This window comes from Arthrobacter sp. zg-Y20, assembly GCF_030142075.1.
Lineage (GTDB): Bacteria > Actinomycetota > Actinomycetes > Actinomycetales > Micrococcaceae > Arthrobacter_B.
Genome location: NZ_CP126241.1, coordinates 1,064,454 through 1,079,621 on the forward strand (window position 1 = coordinate 1,064,454; position 15,168 = coordinate 1,079,621).

The 15,168-nt window shown below is 67.8% G+C and carries 10 protein-coding genes; 5 read left to right on the top strand and 5 right to left on the bottom strand.

Annotated elements, in window-relative coordinates:
- Positions 1-21: 21 nt before the first annotated feature.
- Positions 22-1,008, top strand: coding sequence for a stage II sporulation protein M (locus QNO06_RS05280; protein WP_227914111.1), 987 nt, complete (start codon positions 22-24; stop codon positions 1,006-1,008).
- A gap of 96 nt (positions 1,009-1,104) precedes the next feature.
- Positions 1,105-2,877 carry a TIGR01906 family membrane protein gene (locus tag QNO06_RS05285; RefSeq protein WP_227914112.1) on the top strand — a complete coding sequence of 591 codons (1,773 nt, stop codon included), beginning with the start codon at positions 1,105-1,107 and terminating at the stop codon, positions 2,875-2,877.
- Positions 2,878-2,958: 81 nt separating this feature from the next.
- Here the strand turns inward: QNO06_RS05285 and QNO06_RS05290 are convergent, their stop codons facing one another.
- Positions 2,959-4,767, bottom strand: a complete 1,809-nt coding sequence (locus QNO06_RS05290; RefSeq protein ID WP_227914113.1) for an AMP-dependent synthetase/ligase — start codon at positions 4,765-4,767, stop codon at positions 2,959-2,961.
- 42 nt (positions 4,768-4,809) lie between these two features.
- Positions 4,810-6,327, bottom strand: coding sequence for a dolichyl-phosphate-mannose--protein mannosyltransferase (locus QNO06_RS05295; protein WP_227914143.1), 1,518 nt, complete (start codon positions 6,325-6,327; stop codon positions 4,810-4,812).
- Between the two features lie 205 nt (positions 6,328-6,532).
- Here QNO06_RS05295 and rsmI point away from each other — a divergent pair, with 205 nt between their 5' ends.
- Together rsmI and QNO06_RS05305 are read left to right on the top strand one after the other, a co-directional pair.
- Entirely contained in the window at positions 6,533-7,423 is an 891-nt protein-coding gene (gene rsmI, locus QNO06_RS05300; protein WP_283997677.1) for a 16S rRNA (cytidine(1402)-2'-O)-methyltransferase, read from the top strand.
- Positions 7,424-7,569: 146 nt separating this feature from the next.
- Positions 7,570-9,051, top strand: coding sequence for an NAD-dependent succinate-semialdehyde dehydrogenase (locus tag QNO06_RS05305; protein WP_227914115.1), 1,482 nt, complete (start codon positions 7,570-7,572; stop codon positions 9,049-9,051).
- A 66-nt stretch (positions 9,052-9,117) separates the two neighbouring features.
- Here QNO06_RS05305 and QNO06_RS05310 read toward each other — a convergent pair whose 3' ends face one another.
- From QNO06_RS05310 to QNO06_RS05320, 3 genes are read right to left on the bottom strand one after another with little or no spacing between them, the layout of a single operon-like run.
- On the bottom strand, positions 9,118-11,475 hold the full coding sequence (locus QNO06_RS05310; protein ID WP_227914116.1) for a transglutaminase TgpA family protein: 2,358 nt from the start codon (positions 11,473-11,475) through the stop codon (positions 9,118-9,120).
- Positions 11,472-12,869: a DUF58 domain-containing protein gene (locus tag QNO06_RS05315; RefSeq protein ID WP_227914117.1), complete on the bottom strand. Its 1,398-nt coding sequence runs from the start codon at positions 12,867-12,869 to the stop codon at positions 11,472-11,474. The genes QNO06_RS05310 and QNO06_RS05315 overlap by 4 nt, the downstream gene beginning before the upstream one ends.
- Positions 12,870-12,912: 43 nt before the next feature.
- Complete coding sequence (locus QNO06_RS05320) at positions 12,913-13,986, bottom strand: AAA family ATPase (RefSeq protein ID WP_227914118.1); 1,074 nt, start codon at positions 13,984-13,986, stop codon at positions 12,913-12,915.
- A 231-nt stretch (positions 13,987-14,217) separates the two neighbouring features.
- Here QNO06_RS05320 and QNO06_RS05325 point away from each other — a divergent pair, with 231 nt between their 5' ends.
- The gene (locus QNO06_RS05325; RefSeq protein ID WP_227914119.1) at positions 14,218-15,150 is read left to right on the top strand and encodes a TatD family hydrolase; all 933 of its coding nucleotides are present in this window, start codon (positions 14,218-14,220) and stop codon (positions 15,148-15,150) included.
- The last annotated feature ends 18 nt before the right edge of the window (positions 15,151-15,168 follow it).

Genomic DNA, 15,168 nt, shown 5'->3' on the forward strand with positions numbered 1-15,168 from the left:
CCGACCCGCTAGGGTGTACCCGTGGACCTGGATGCCTTCACCGCCGTGCACGGTGCCGATTGGATGCGCCTCGACGAGCTCACTGCCCGACGCCGCCTCAGCGGCCCCGAAGCGGATGAGCTCCTTCGGCTGTACCAGCGCGCTTCAACACACCTGTCCATAGTGCGCTCCGTGGCCCCGGAAGGGCCTTTGTCCGCTGGGCTTTCGATGCGCCTGGCGAGGGCGCGTACGAAGTTCACCGGCAACCGCTCCGCCGCGCTCACGGACCTCTCACGCTTCTTCCTGTACTCCCTCCCTGCCGCGTTCTACCGGGTGCGCTGGCTCACCGCCGCCATCGGGGCAGCGTTTGTCCTGGTGGCCTGGCTGAGCGGGTGGTGGTCGCTTAACACCCCCGGAGTATTGGCAGCCATGGGCACGGAGGCTGAAATGCGCCAATACGCCGAAGAAGATTTCGTGGACTACTACAACCCGTCCGCCGGCTTCGCCGGAATGGTCTGGACCAACAACGCCTGGATCGCCCTCCAGTCGGTGGCCTTCGGCGTCACCGGAGTGTGGGTGCCGTGGATCCTCCTGCAAAACGCCGTGAATGTGGGGATGTCCGGCGCGTTGCTGGCGGCGCACGGGCGCCTGGATGTCTTTTTCACGTACATCCTTCCGCACGGTTTTATGGAACTGACCGCCATCTTCATAGCCGGGGCCGCAGGACTGCGGATCTTCTGGGCCCTGGTTGCGCCGGGCCGGACGCCGCGCATGGCAGCGCTGGCCAGGGAAGGACGCTCCCTGATAACCGTGGGCCTTGGCCTCATCCTGGTGCTGTTTGTATCCGGGTTGGTGGAAGGGTTCGTGACCCCAAGCCCGCTGCCTGCATGGCTGCGCCTTTCAATTGGGTTCCTGGTGTTCTGTGCTTACTGGGCTTACACCCTGATCCTGGGCGGCAGGGCCTACCGTGCCGGACACCGGGGGGACCTTGCCGCGCGCGACGCCGGCGCCGAGGCGCTGACTGCCTAAGCTGCGGGCGGGGTGGCGTGCGCACACGACCCGCACTGTCCCGGTAGGGTCGAGGTAAGACCAGCGAGAACAGTTTCGGGTAGTGAAATCCGGGTAGTGAAAGAGGAAGCAGTGGCAAGCCAGGACGAAACCCCCACGGATCGGCCAACGACACCGGGAGAGCCTCAGAACGGTGCCGCCGAATCCGCGCCTGCCGGGCCGGATAACCGCATCGGCTCCCGGTCCGGATCCCATTCGGCCCGGGCGGCCGGCGCGGCCGGACCTGCCTCCCTGCCGGGCCCGGACGAACACGCGGACTGGGATGCCGAATTCAACAGCCTTGCCGGATCTGCGGAATCCACCGGAAGCGCCGGGGATGCCGGGGATGGCAGGGCTGCCGGGAAACGGGAAGACGCTTCGTCTCCGGCCGGACCCGACACAGAGCCGGCCGAGACGGGCCAACCGGACGCAGAGCATACTGAGGCCGGCCAACCGGACACCGGGCATGCTGAGGCCGGCACGCCGGACACCGAGCATGCTGAGGCCGGCACGCCGGACGCGGTATCGGCAGACACGGACTCGCCCGCAGCCGTCGTTCCCACCACCGCGCTTCCCGCCACCGCGCTTCCCGCCACCGCGCTTCCCGCCACCGAGCAGCGCCCCGTCACCGAGCAGCGCCCCGTCACCGAGCAGCGCCCCGACCCGGAGGCGTCGCCGTCGCCGCACGGGACGGAAACCGTCCCGGGCGGCCATCCGAGCTTGGCGCAGCGCAGTGAGCTCCCCATGCGCCGGGCCAGCACTCTTCCGGACCTGAGCGGCGTTGCCCGGGCCGGGGACCGGAAGGAAGGCACCGCAGACGCTGGCGAGCCGGTCGAAAGCGGTTCGCCCGTGTCCGGAGCAGCAGTGCCGGCCGCAGCCGTGTCTGCCGATCACCATCAGACGGACCGCAGCAGTGCCGATACCAACGGCCACGCCGACGACGCCCTCCCGAACAACGAAGATCCGGAGAACACGGACCGGAACCTCGCTGATACGGAGAACAATCACCCCGACGGCAGCGATCCGGAGGACACTGACCGGGACCCGGCCGATCAGGACGGTGCCGCGGTGTCGCCGGAGCAAGTCGAGCGGCGGGCCAAGGAACGCGAAAAGGCAGCTGCCGGCAAGCCGGTGCTTGCCCGTGTACTGCAGGTGATGATCGCCGTGTTCTTCCCGGTCATGGTGCTCGCTGCGGCCATCCGAGCCGTTGCCACACCCTTGTTCCTGTGGGCCGAATACCACCGTCCGGGCTTCCCCGAGGACGCCTACGGCTTCTCACGGGATGACCGCATGACATATGGCTCATATGCCGTGGACTATCTTTCAAACCTGAGCGGGGCGCGGTATCTGGGCGACCTGGTGGGGGGCGGCGGGGAACCGCTGTACCTCGCCAGCGAGGTCAGCCACATGGCGGACGTCAAAACCGTGCTGACGGCCGCCTTCATGGCCGCGGCAGTGATGCTGCTGCTCAGCCTGGCCGCAGCCCTGTACCTCCGCCGCCGCAGCCCCGGCGGTATCCGGCGCTCGCTGTTCGCCGGCGCCCTGGTGACCCTGGCGCTGATGGCCGTGCTGGTGGTCCTCGCCGTCTTGGGCTGGGAACAGTTCTTCACACAGGTGCACAGCATCTTCTTTGCGAACGGCAACTGGACCTTCCGCCTGGACGACACACTGATCCGGCTGTTCCCGGCCCAGTTCTGGATGGACGCAGGAATTGTGATCGCCGCCTTGGTGATGCTGACATGCGCTGCAGTTCTCGCCTGCTGCTGGCCGACCAAAGCCCGCCGGGAACGCGTCCGCCAGGCACGCGAGGACGCCCGCCGCCGCTACGCAGAGTCGCTGAACGCGCTCTAGGCCCCGGCAGCTGACGCCGCACGGCACACAGAAAATCCCCCGGACCGCTGGACGGTACGGGGGATTTCCTATTGGCGGAGACTACTTCGCGTACAGCTTCTCAACCTCGTCGGAGTAGTCGGCAATCACGGCGTTGCGGCGCAGCTTCAAGGTGGCCGTGAGGTGCCCGGATTCCAAGGTGAAGTCCTTGGGCAGCACGGTGAACTTGCGGATCTGCTCAGCCCGGGAAACCGTCGCGTTGGCGGCGTCCACGGCCTCCTGCAGCATCTGCTGGACCCGGGGGTCGTCTCCGGCATTCCCGGTCGGCGCCCCGTTCTCCCGGCTCCAGGCCGCCAGGGCTTCGTCGTCGAGGGTAATCAGCGCCGAAACGAACGGCCTGCCCTCGCCCACCACAATGGCCTGGGAGACCAGCCGGTTCTCGCGGATCTTTTCCTCCAGCGGACCCGGAGCCACATTCTTCCCGCCGGCAGTGACCAGCAGGTCCTTCTTCCGGCCAGTGATGCGCAGGAACCCGTCGTCGTCCAGGACACCCACATCGCCGGTCTTGAACCACTCGCCCTCAAACGCGTCGGCGGTAGCCTCCGGGTTGCGGTGATAGCCCTTGAACACGACGGCGCCGCGGACCAGGACTTCGCCGTCGTCGGCAATCCGGATGGTGGTGCCCGGCATGGGCAGCCCCACCGAGCCCACCCGGGCGCGGGTGGCCTGGTTGACGCTGGCCGGGGCCGTGGTTTCGGTGAGGCCGTAGCCCTCCAGGACGGTCACGCCGCTGCCGCGGAAGAAATGGGCCAGCATGGGGCTCAGCGCGCTTGCGCCGGAAATGGCGAACTTGGCGTTGCCGCCCAGGACCGCACGGACCTTCGGGTAGAACAGCCGTTCAAACAGCTTGTGCTTGAGGGTGAGCGCGACGGAGGGGCCGCGGCCGCCGCGGGCAGCGGAATCCACCGCCTCCGAGTAGGCAATGGCAGTGGCCGAGGCAGCGGCAAAAGCCTTGCCCTTGCCGGCCGCTTCGGCCGAAGCCTGGGCGCCGGTGTAGATCTTTTCGAAGATCCGCGGCACGGCCAGCAGGAACGTCGGGGAGAAGGTCTTGAGGTCGCTCATCAGATCAGACGCGCTGCGGGAGTGGCCAACCTTCACGCCCGCGTGCAGGCAGCCCACCTGAACCGCGCGGGCCAGGACGTGGGCCAGGGGCAGGAACATCAAAGTGGTCGGGTTGGGGACCTTGAGCATCTCCGGCAGCACTTCAATCACGTTGACGCCGAAGAGGGCGAAGTTGCCGTGCGTGATTTCGCAGCCCTTGGGCCGTCCGGTGGTCCCGGACGTGTAGACCATGGACGCGGTGTCCTCGAGGTTCGCGGTGCTGCGCGCCGTTTCCAGGGTGTCGTCGCTGACACCGTGTCCGGCTGCGGCCAGGGCGGTGAGCGAATCGGCGCCGTCGCCGTCGTTCATCATCCACACGGCGAACTCGCCTTCCAACCCTGAAAGGGCTGACTGCACGACGGCGGCCTTCCGCTCATCTTCGACGAAGACGTGGCGGGCGCCGGAGTCGGCCAGGATCCACTCCACCTGGGACGGGGAGGACGTTTCATAAATCGGAATGGTCACTGCACCGGCAAACCAGTTGGCCATGTCGGCAACGGTCCACTCGTAGGAAGTCCGTGACATAACGGCCACGCTGTCGCCGGGGCGGACTCCGGAACCAATGAGCCCCTTTGCCAGGCGGGTTACTGCCGCCAGGAACTGTGCGGCGGTGATGTCTTCCCACTCACTGCCGTTCTTGACCGCGTACAGCACGCGGGCGGGGTCCTTCGCATGCATCTGGAGCAACAGATCCGTGACATTGGATTCTGCGGGAAGACTAACCAGGAGGTCAGTGGCGGATTCGCGCACTTAGCCCTCTCTTTCTGTGCCGGAGCACATGGATAACGAGACTTAAATCCAGCTGGGCATCCACATGCGCAGCCGCCAGACAGAATACGGGACGGTTTCGGCCGTCCAAACCGGCATGAAGAACGCCGAGAGGAGGAGGACCGCGGCTGCGAAGCAGCCGACCACCAGCAGACCCGTGCGCCGCCGCCGCGTGCTGTCGGTGCGCCGGCCCAGGACCAGACCGAGGACATAGACCAGGGCCAGCACCAGGAACGGTTCAAAGGACACAGCGTAGAAGAAAAATGTGGTCCGTTCAGGATAGGCGAACCAAGGCAGGTATCCAGCAGCCACTCCGGACAGCACCGCGCCGGCCCGCCAGTCGCGCCGGCCTGCCCAGTAGAACAGCACCACCAGCAGCGACAGTGCCGCCGCCCACCAGATGAGCGGATTCCCCACGGACGTAACTGCGGACGAGCAGCTGTCCACCGTGCAGCCGCCCTCGCCGTTGGCGGAGGATTCGTAATAGAAGGAGGTTGGCCGGCCCATAAACAGCCAGGTCCAAGCGGACGCCGAGTAGCTGTGTTCGGAGGACAACCCGTTATGGAAGGCGTACGCGCTGCGGTGGTACTCGGCCAGGGAGCGCAGCGACTGCGGCAGCCAGCTGAGGCCGTCGCCCGGGTTCTCCGCCGCCCACTGCCGGTTGTAGGCGTCATCGGATTGGAACCATCCGGTCCAGGCGGCCAGGTAGGTGAGCAGAGCAGCTGGAATAACGGTCAGGAAGGCCGGGACGCCGTCGCGCAGCAGCGCGCCCTTCCACCGCGTAATCCCGGCCAGCCGCCGGGCGTTCACGTCCCAGAGCACGGTCATCAGCCCGAACACGGCAACAAAGGCCAGGGCTGACCATTTGGTGCCCACCGCCAGGCCCAGGCATACACCGGCAACAAGCCGCCAGGGCCGCCACAGCAGCCATGGCCCGTTCAGCCACGGCCCGCCCATCAGTTGACTGCCCGCGGCGCCCGGGAGCGCAGCGCCCGGGGGCGCGGCGCCCGGGGGCGCGGCCGCCCGGGACAAGGCGCGCGCCAGGCGCAGCCGCCCGTCCCGGCGGTCCAGCAGCAGGGCACCGAAGGCAGCCACTAGCCAGAAGGTCAGGAAAACATCCAGCAGCGAGGTTCGTGAATGGACCAGATGGTGGCCGTCCACGGCCAGCAACATTCCGGCGAGCCCGCCCAGGGTCGCCGAGCTGAACAGCCGGGCCGCAATCAGCCCCAGGAGCAGGACCGTCAGGGTCCCGGTCAGGGCCGCGCCGAACCGCCAGCCGAATCCGTTGTCCGCACCGAACAGCGCCATGCCCAGGGCGATCATCCACTTTCCAACAGGCGGATGCACCACATATTCCGGCCCGTCCAGCGGTGCGTGCGGGGTGCCGGCGTTAAACGCGTCGTTGGCGTCCTCGGGCCACTCCCGTTCATAACCGAACTGCAGCAGCGAGTAGGCGTCCTTGACGTAATACGTCTCATCGAACACCAGCGAACCGGGTTCCCCGAGGCGGACGAAGCGCAGTACGCCGCCCAGGAGGGCCATCAGCAGCGGCAGGACCCAGCCGGCTCGGCCCAGCGGCACGGCCAGGGTACCCAGCAAGCGTTCCCGCAGTGCCTCGTAGGTCACTGCCCGTTGCGGGGATTCAAGCCGGGACAGTGCGTCGCGGCGGGTTCTCGGGGCAGCGGTGAGACTCACGCGCCCCACTCTATAGCCTGTCGCGTAGGGTTAGAGGGTGGACTCAAGCAAGATATCCGGCAGTACGGCGGACACAGATACAGGCAATGCGGACAAAGGCGGGGCAGGGTCCGGGCAAATTGTCCTGGCCGCAACTCCCATCGGGAACATGGGAGACGCAACCAACCGGTTGATCGGCCTGCTGGAAAGCGCCGACATCATCGCCGCGGAGGACACCCGGCGCCTGCACCGGCTGGTGAGCGCACTGGGCATCACGACGCGCGGGCGGATTATCAGTTACCACGAACACAACGAGGCGACCCGCACCGCAGACCTGCTGGAAATGGTCCGCAGCGGCAGCACGCTGCTGATGGTCACCGACGCCGGAATGCCGGCCGTGTCCGACCCCGGGTTCCGGCTCGTGGAGGCTGCGGCGGCGGAAGGGCTGACGGTGACGGCTGCTCCGGGCCCGTCAGCGGTACTGACGGCGCTTGCCCTATCGGGACTGCCCACGGACCGCTTCTGCTTTGAGGGCTTCCTGCCGCGTAAGCCGGGGGAGCGCAGCACGCGGCTGGCCCAGCTCGCCGGCGAGCAGCGGACCATGGTCTTTTTCGAAGCACCGCACCGCCTGGAACCCATGCTGCGGGCACTTGATGCGGCCTTCGGCTCGGACCGCCGGGCCGCCATAGCCCGTGAACTGACCAAGCTCCATGAGCAGGTGCTGCGCGGACCCCTGCGTGAGCTGCTGGAATGGGCCGAGGCCGGAGACGTCCGCGGGGAAATCGCCGTCGTGGTGGAAGGCGCACCGGATGCCGCCCCCGAGCAGGCCGCGGACCACGTGGGCGCGGTGAACGGACTCGTAGAGCAGGGCATCCGGCTGAAGGACGCGGTTGCCGCCGTCGCCGAGGACGCCCGCATCAGCAAGCGGGAACTGTACTCTGCGGTGCTGGCAGCACGGAACTGACCAACCACGCGGCTGGGCAGATGCACAGTGGTTCGGCCGGTGGCCAGTGCGCCTCCGCATTTACACGGCCGGGCCGGGAAGCCTACGGTGAAGGGAACTGCGGGCGCAGCGTCCGCAGTATCCGATGAACTTTGGAGGCAATTCCCATGGGTATTCCCGCAGACCGTGAAGCCGAACTCCTGGCGCAGGTCCCCACCGGCCTGTTGATCAACGGGCAGTGGCGGGACGCGTCGACAGGCAGCACGTTCGACGTCGAAGACCCCGCCACCGGCAAGACCCTGCTGAGCATCGCCGATGCCTCAGCCGAAGACGGCGCACTGGCCATGGACGCCGCCGCCGCTGCGCAGGACGCTTGGGCACGAACCGCCCCGAGGGAACGCGGCGAGATCCTGCGCCGTGCCTTTGAGCTGGTCACCGAACGCACCGAAGACTTCGCCCTGCTGATGACTTTGGAAATGGGCAAGCCGCTGGCCGAGTCCCGCGGTGAGGTGGCCTACGGCGCCGAATTCCTCCGCTGGTTCTCCGAGGAAGCGGTCCGGGTCTCCGGACGGTACAGCATGTCACCGGACGGGAAGTCCCGCCTGCTGGTGAACAAGAAACCGGTGGGACCGTGCCTGCTGATCACGCCGTGGAACTTCCCGCTGGCCATGGCCACCCGCAAGATCGCCCCGGCCGTGGCTGCCGGCTGCACCATGGTGCTCAAGCCCGCCAAGCTTACTCCGCTGACTTCCGCCCTATTCGCCGCCGTCATGATGGAAGCGGGCCTGCCTGCAGGTGTGCTTAACGTTGTGCCGACCACCGCAGCAGGCGACGTGACGGGACCGATCCTCAAGGATTCGCGGCTGCGCAAGGTGTCCTTCACCGGCTCCACTCCTGTGGGGCAGGGCCTGATCCGTGATGCAGCGCAGAACGTCCTGCGCACGTCCATGGAGCTGGGCGGCAACGCTCCGTTCATCGTGTTCGAAGACGCAGACCTGGACAAGGCGGTGGACGGTGCCCTGGCCGCCAAGCTGCGGAACATGGGCGAGGCCTGCACTGCAGCCAACCGCTTTATTGTCCAGGACACCGTGGCCGAGGAGTTCGCAGAGAAGTTCGCCGCCCGGGTGGGTGCCATGGCCACCGGCCGCGGCACCGAAGACGCCACCAAGATCGGGCCGCTGATCGATGCCAAGTCCCGTGACAAGGTGCACGGCCTGGTGACGGACGCGGTGGACGGCGGCGCCGTGGTGCTGGTGGGAGGCGAGCCCGTGGACGGTCCGGGCTACTTCTACCAGCCGACGGTCCTGAAGGACGTTGCGCCGGACGCACGGATCCTTCAGGAGGAAATCTTCGGGCCGGTTGCGCCTATTGTGACTTTCTCCACCGAAGATGAGGCAGTAGCCCTGGCCAACAACACCGAGTACGGATTGGTGTCCTATGTCTTTACCAGTGACCTGAACCGCGGACTCCGGATCGGGGAAGAACTCGAATCGGGGATGCTTGGCCTTAACGCCGGCGTGGTATCCAACGCGGCAGCACCGTTTGGCGGGGTCAAGCAGTCGGGTCTGGGCCGCGAAGGCGGTGCCGAGGGCATCGAGGAATACCTCTACACGCAGTACATCGGCATAGCCGATCCCGCGCAGCGGTAACGCCGGCTCAGCACGGTCCAGGGGCTTCTCCGCCGTCGGCGGGGAGGCCCCTGGCCGTGTTGGAAGCTAACCGTGCCGGAAGCGGGTGGTTAGCGACGGCGGCAGGAACCTGGCGTGGAGCCGGGTAAACAGGCGGGCGTTGGCGTGCAACGCGGCCCGCACCGAGTCCACATCAGCCCAATCCGCCGCCGGCCGGGCCGATACGGTCCCGCCTCCCGGCCGGACCCCGGAGTCCGCACGTGCGTAGGCTTCCTCTTCATAGGCCCGGCAGATCCGGGTCAAGGCGGCGTCGGCAGGCGGGGCAAAGCCGGCCTCATCGGACAGCCGCCGTGCGTAGGCCCGCGGCGTATCCGAAGGGTGACCCGGATACCCGTAGTCCAGGCCCAAATCGGCTATTTCATCCCACGCCGGCCCGGAACGGGATCCGGAAGTTTTGCGCTTTGCTGTTCGGCGCCGGCGCAGTGCCCAGGGCGCCAGCGCGGCCGCGGCGGCCGCCAAAGCTGCCAGTACACCGCCGGTCCACGCCGTGCCCTGGGAAGCGTCCGGTTCCAGCACCGTTTCCGGTTCCAGCGGATCCTCACGCGGTACGGACGGAACCGCGGGCTGGGCTCCGGGAACGCGGGGATCTTCATCCTCGCGCACGGACGCTCCGGTGGCGGGCCGTGCCTGCTGGGCATAGTCCGGAACCGACCCGCGGGACGGGGTGGGCTCGAACCGGACCCAGCCAGCACCTTCGAAGTACAGTTCCGGCCAGGCATGGGCATCCGTGGAATCCACTTCAAATTCGGTCAGCGCTTCGCCGTTGGGTCCGGTCCCGTCCGGAGTCTCCCCGGTGGACTGGCCGGGAGCGTAGCCCAGGGCCATCCGGCTCGGAATTCCCTCATACCTGGCCATAACGGTCATGGCCGCCGCGAAGTGGATGCAGTACCCGGCCTTGCGGTCCAGGAACTCGGACAGGACATCCATCCCGTTCCCGTCGTAGCCGCCCTCCACTGGAGCATCCAGCGAGTAGGAGAACTGGGGGCCGCGCAGATAGCTCTGGATGGCCATTGCCTTGGTGTACGGCGAGGACGCATCTCCCACCGCGTCCCGGGCTGCCTCGCCGATCCGGGCGGGCAGGTCTTCCGGGAGGTCGGTGAACACCGGGTCTACCTCTGAGGTGTCCGCCGCCGGAACCGCGGCCAGCTGCTCCGGAGTGAGCTGCGCGGAAACGCTGAGGACCTGGTAGTCCTGCGCGCCGGAACTGTCCGAGCCGTCGTCGAGCACCGTCATGGTCTTCGGGTCCCAGCTCCAGGACCCGTCCGCCCCGGAGATGCCCAGCGGGTAATAGGGGGCCAGGAGCCAGGGGCTGGCATAGGTCTTGCTGCTGATCCGCGTCACCACGGGTGTACCCGGTGTTCCCTCCGGGGAGCTGTACCCGGTGGTTCCAGCGGCCATCGCGGCTATTCCCTGGCGCCGCTCATCGGTCCGCAGATCCGGTGACCAGCGGCGGCCGGAGAAGTCCTCCAAGGTGGTTGAGCGCAGGTATACCGGTTCCTGCGAGGACGTGGCGTACGTGATCCGTCCTGCGGACTGCGGCTGGCGCAGGTCGTTGCCGAGTGTAACTATCGGGTTCAGGCCGGTGGTGTTGGACCAGAAGTTGAATTTTGAGCCTTCCGGAAACGCGCCGCCCGTAAAGCCGGGCAGCACTGCCGGAAGCAGCAGTGACAGGAGAAGCGCCGATGCCGAGACCGCGGCGCTCCGGCCCGCCCAGGCGCGCGGCATCGGAACTCCGGGTGCCTGCTGTTCCCGGCGCGATCCGGCGGCGAGCAGCAGAAGGTATCCGGCGGCCGCCAACAGGAAGTACCAGGGCCCGATGCTCTCCGGTTTCAGCACTGCCGGGATCATCACCACGGCAAACAAGCCCAGGCCGGCGGTGGCCGGCATCCGCAGGGTGGCCGCCAGTGTATCCGCCAGGACTGCCACCAGCCCGACGCCGGCGCAGCATAGAAATACGATGCCCGCCAGGGGCTGTACGGGGGTGACCTCGGTGATGATTACCGTACGCGCTTCCACCAGCAGAGCGTCCGCCCGGGCGAAAGCGGCCGGGCCCGGAAGGAATCCCAGCACTGCGGAGGAGGCGGCGAACAGCCAGGTCAGCGTCAAAACCAGTGCGGCAATACCGGCCAGCGGTACCAGGGGCAACGGCCATCCCAGCCGCCTGATGCCGGCAGTAGCGGCGAGCGGAAGGACTACAGCCAGGAACAGGGGAGGGAGCCAGGACCAGCCTTCGATGACCCCGTGGATGCTGAGCGAGGACAGCAGCACTGCCGCCGCCGTTGCCGCGCCCACGGGCAGGTTGGCGGACCCGCGGCGTACCGGGCGGCCTCCATGGGCGGACGGGGCCGGGCGGGCCTGCTGCGGGCGGGAGAGGAGCGTGGTCATTCGGAACCCCTTCCGACACCGGTGGACGGGGCGGAACGAACGGGACGGGCAGCGCTCCGAGCCGCAGCCGGAGAAGGCTCCGGAGTGTTGCCGGCGTGCAGGAGCGACCAGGCGGCCGGGACCGGGGTACCCGGGCCCACGGCAACCGTGCTCCAGCCGGCCTCGTGCAGGATCCGTTGCGCCTGACGCTGTTCTGCCGGCCGGTCACTGACCATCAGCACCATGGGCTGCGCCGAATACCGGGCTGCAGGCGCGAGGGCTGCTGCCTCGGTGGCGCTGATCCTCCCGGCCACCACCAGCAGCGGGCCCGGAGAACGGCCAGCAGACAGGCCGTCGAGCAGCAGGTCCCCGAACGGGGCGGCCGGTGCGGGGCCGCCGGCAACCTGGGCCGGATCGGCCAGGCCCAGCGCGGCCAGGCCTTCGGCGAGGTCCTGCAGACCGTCGGCGCCGTGGAACAGGCGCTCGTCGGCGTCAACGGCCGACGGCGAGCGGGACAGCCCGGGCCGGAACAGCTCGTCGGTGAAGCGCACGGCGTATCCGGACTCGGCTAAAAATACGGCGCTGGAGATCACGGCAGAGACGGCCCACTCAAAGGCTTCGGAGGTCAGCAGCCCGCCGTCGTCCACGCCAAAGGCACCAGGGGACCCGTAGGCGGGACGGCGCTGGTCAAGGAGGATGGAAGCAGTGGGTGCAGTGACGGGTTCTTCCTGACGGACCATCAGTTCGCCGTGCCGTGCCGTTGCCGCCCAATGCACGCGGCGCATAGGGTCTCCGTACCGGTATTCCCGGGTGGTCACGTCATCCTCGCTGGGGGTGCCGCGGCGCCTGCTGGGGGAAGACCCGTCCGTTCCCGCGGGCCCTACGATCGGCGCAGGGGGAAGGTCCCGGGGTGCGGGGGCAACAGCGAGCTGATTCGTTCCGCCCAGGGTGTGGACCGTCTTGGCCAGGCCGAAGGGGTCGAGGAATTCAGCGGTCACCGGGCCGATCGAGTACAAGCCCCGCCGGCCCGAGCGCAGACGGTACCGGTAACTTCCGGTTCCGGTTTCGGCCCCGCCCTCGGGGGGAAAGCGGAACACCGGACTGGCACCGAAACGCAGCGGGAGTCCCTCCCGTATCAGTGACACCGATGCCGGCCGGCCCCGAATGGACAGGGTCACGGTGGCTGCCGTACCGGTTTCCACCAGCGGCGGGGCAAAGGACCGGTCAACCTGGAAGCCCGGTTTGACCAGGCGGAGCGTGGCAGCAGCGAGGAGAGGCAGGCAGATCAGGAGAACAGCGAGGGCCAGCAAGTCCTCGCGCCCCAGGGCAGCAGCCCCCAACAGCGCCACGGCTCCGGCCGCGAGCAGGCCCCAGCCGCGCGGCGTGAAAAACCCCGTAAGGGAGGAGGGTGCCATGGCGGCCTTTCGCTCGGGGTCCGGCGGGTGCCGGTACGGAAGATCAGCGGCGGGAACGCTCCGCGCCGGCGGCCGTGCGGGGCACCGGGACCGAGGCAACTACCGAAGCTATGACGCTGGAAGCACTCTCCCCGGCGCCGGAGGCCTTGCGGTTGAGCAGGAGCCGGTGGGCCAGGACGGGATCGGCCAGCGAGGCGACGTCGTCCGGGAGCACAAAATCCCTGCCCTCCAATGCGGCGAAGGCCTTGGCTGCGCGCAGGAGCTGGAGCAGCGACCGCGGGCTGGCACCCAGCCGGAGGTCCGGATGTCCGCGGGTGGCCCGGCCCAGCGCCACCGTGTAGTCCTTGACCGCCGTTGAAACATAGATGTCCTGCACCCGGGCGATCATGGCAGAGGCTTCCCGCATGCCGACCACTGGGGTAATGCTCTCCAGCGGTGAGCCGGACTGGTGGTTCTCCAGCATGTCCGCTTCGGACCGGGCATCCGGATAACCCAGTGAAATCCGTGCCATGAACCGGTCCCGCTGCGCTTCGGGCAGGGGATAGGTCCCCTCCATCTCAATGGGGTTCTGGGTGGCCACCACCATAAAGGGAGCCGAGAGCCGGTGCGTGCCGCCGTCCACGCTGACCTGACGCTCCTCCATGCATTCGAGGAGGGCGGACTGGGTTTTGGCGGAAGCCCGGTTGATCTCGTCCGCAATCACGACATTGGCGAACACCGGTCCCTGCCGGAACTCGAACCGGTGGCTGTCCTGGTTGTAGATAGACACCCCGGTAACGTCCGAGGGCAGCAGGTCCGGTGTGAACTGGATACGGCTGACGGTGCAGTCGATGGTGCGGGCGAGCGTCTTGGCGAGCATTGTCTTCCCGACGCCGGGAACGTCTTCCAGCAACACATGCCCTTGGGCCAGCATGACGGTCAGGACAAGCCGGGCCGCTTCCTCCTTGCCATCGATCACCGTTCCGATGGCAGCCAGGATCCCGTCCGCCGCTGAGCGGAAGGAATCGGGGGTGTAGGGCTCGGAATGAAGGGCAGTAGCCGTTCCCTGCCCGGATGCCGGCGGGCCGGAGGGGAAGGCGTTAAGGGACGCAGCGGCAGACGGGATTGGAGCGTCCATGGACACCTTCCATAGTCGGCGGTTGCAGCTGCAGCCCGATTGGTCCGCCCGGCGGCGAACGGCCGGGAGTCCGATCAGCAACCCCGTCGGGTGGCGCCCTGGCGCTGCAGCGGCGGAACTGCGAAAGCTCCCTCAGCTGGAACCTGCGCCAATGACAGACCCATGACAGACCAGTGACCCGACCAGCGGCACTTGTCTGTACAGCGTACTAGCTCACTTAGGCTTAAGAACATGAGTAATCGAAGCGGATATTTTCCCGGCACCACACCGGAGGCCTACCTGCCCGGCGGTGCCGGGGCAGGGGCGCCGGGACGCAGCGGCAAGGGCTATCCGCCGGCACCCGAGCCCCTGCCCGTGCCGGTGATGGACAACCATACGCATTTCGACTTTGCAGGCGGGCCGGACGCCGGCCTTGCCGCTGCGCTTGCCGCGGCCCTGGACGCGGCGGAGGGGGCAGGGGTCAAAGGCGCCATCCAGGTGGGCACGGACCTGGCCTCCTCCCGTTTTACCGCAGCCGCCGTCGACGTCGATCCGCGGCTGCTGGGCGCGGTGGCAATCCACCCGAACGATGCCCCGCTGCTGGCCGCCGAAGGTGCACTGGAACCGGCGCTCGAGGAGATTGAATTGCTCGCCGCGCACCCCCGCATCCGGGCCATAGGCGAAACCGGGCTGGACTACTTTCGCACGGGAGAGGAGGGCCTGGAACGCCAGCAGTACTCCTTCCGCCGGCACATCGACATCGCCAAGCGCCTCGGACTGGCCCTGCAGATCCACGACCGCGATGCCCACGCCGACGTGCTGCGGGTGCTGGCCGAAGAAGGAGCTCCGGAAACGGTGGTGTTCCATTGCTTCTCCGGAGACGCGGAGCTGGCACGGACCTGCAGTGAGAACGGCTGGTATATGTCCTTTTCCGGCACACTGACCTTCCGCAATTCCGCCAACCTGCATGAAGCGCTCGCCGTCGCGGACCGGGACCTGCTGCTCGTGGAGACGGATGCCCCCTACCTCACCCCGCACCCGCACCGGGGCCGGCCCAACGCCAGCTATATGGTGCCGTACACCGTGCGGTTTATGGCCGAACGGCTGGATGCTGATCTGGCCGAACTTGGGGCGCGGCTGGCCGCCAACACCGAGCGTGCCTACGGTTCGTGGGACGTCCGTTAGCTGCCGGGGGAGGTCCGC

Excerpts from the sequence above, each read along its gene's own strand:
- QNO06_RS05295 (WP_227914143.1), bottom strand. The coding sequence starts at position 6,327 with ATGGCCCTCCTGGGCGGCGTACTGCGCTTCGTCCGCCTCGGGGAACCC.
- QNO06_RS05305 (WP_227914115.1), top strand. The coding sequence starts at position 7,570 with ATGGGTATTCCCGCAGACCGTGAAGCCGAACTCCTGGCGCAGGTCCCC.
- QNO06_RS05310 (WP_227914116.1), bottom strand. The coding sequence starts at position 11,475 with ATGACCACGCTCCTCTCCCGCCCGCAGCAGGCCCGCCCGGCCCCGTCC.
- QNO06_RS05315 (WP_227914117.1), bottom strand. The coding sequence starts at position 12,869 with ATGGCACCCTCCTCCCTTACGGGGTTTTTCACGCCGCGCGGCTGGGGC.
- QNO06_RS05320 (WP_227914118.1), bottom strand. The coding sequence starts at position 13,986 with ATGGACGCTCCAATCCCGTCTGCCGCTGCGTCCCTTAACGCCTTCCCC.
- QNO06_RS05325 (WP_227914119.1), top strand. The coding sequence starts at position 14,218 with ATGAGTAATCGAAGCGGATATTTTCCCGGCACCACACCGGAGGCCTAC.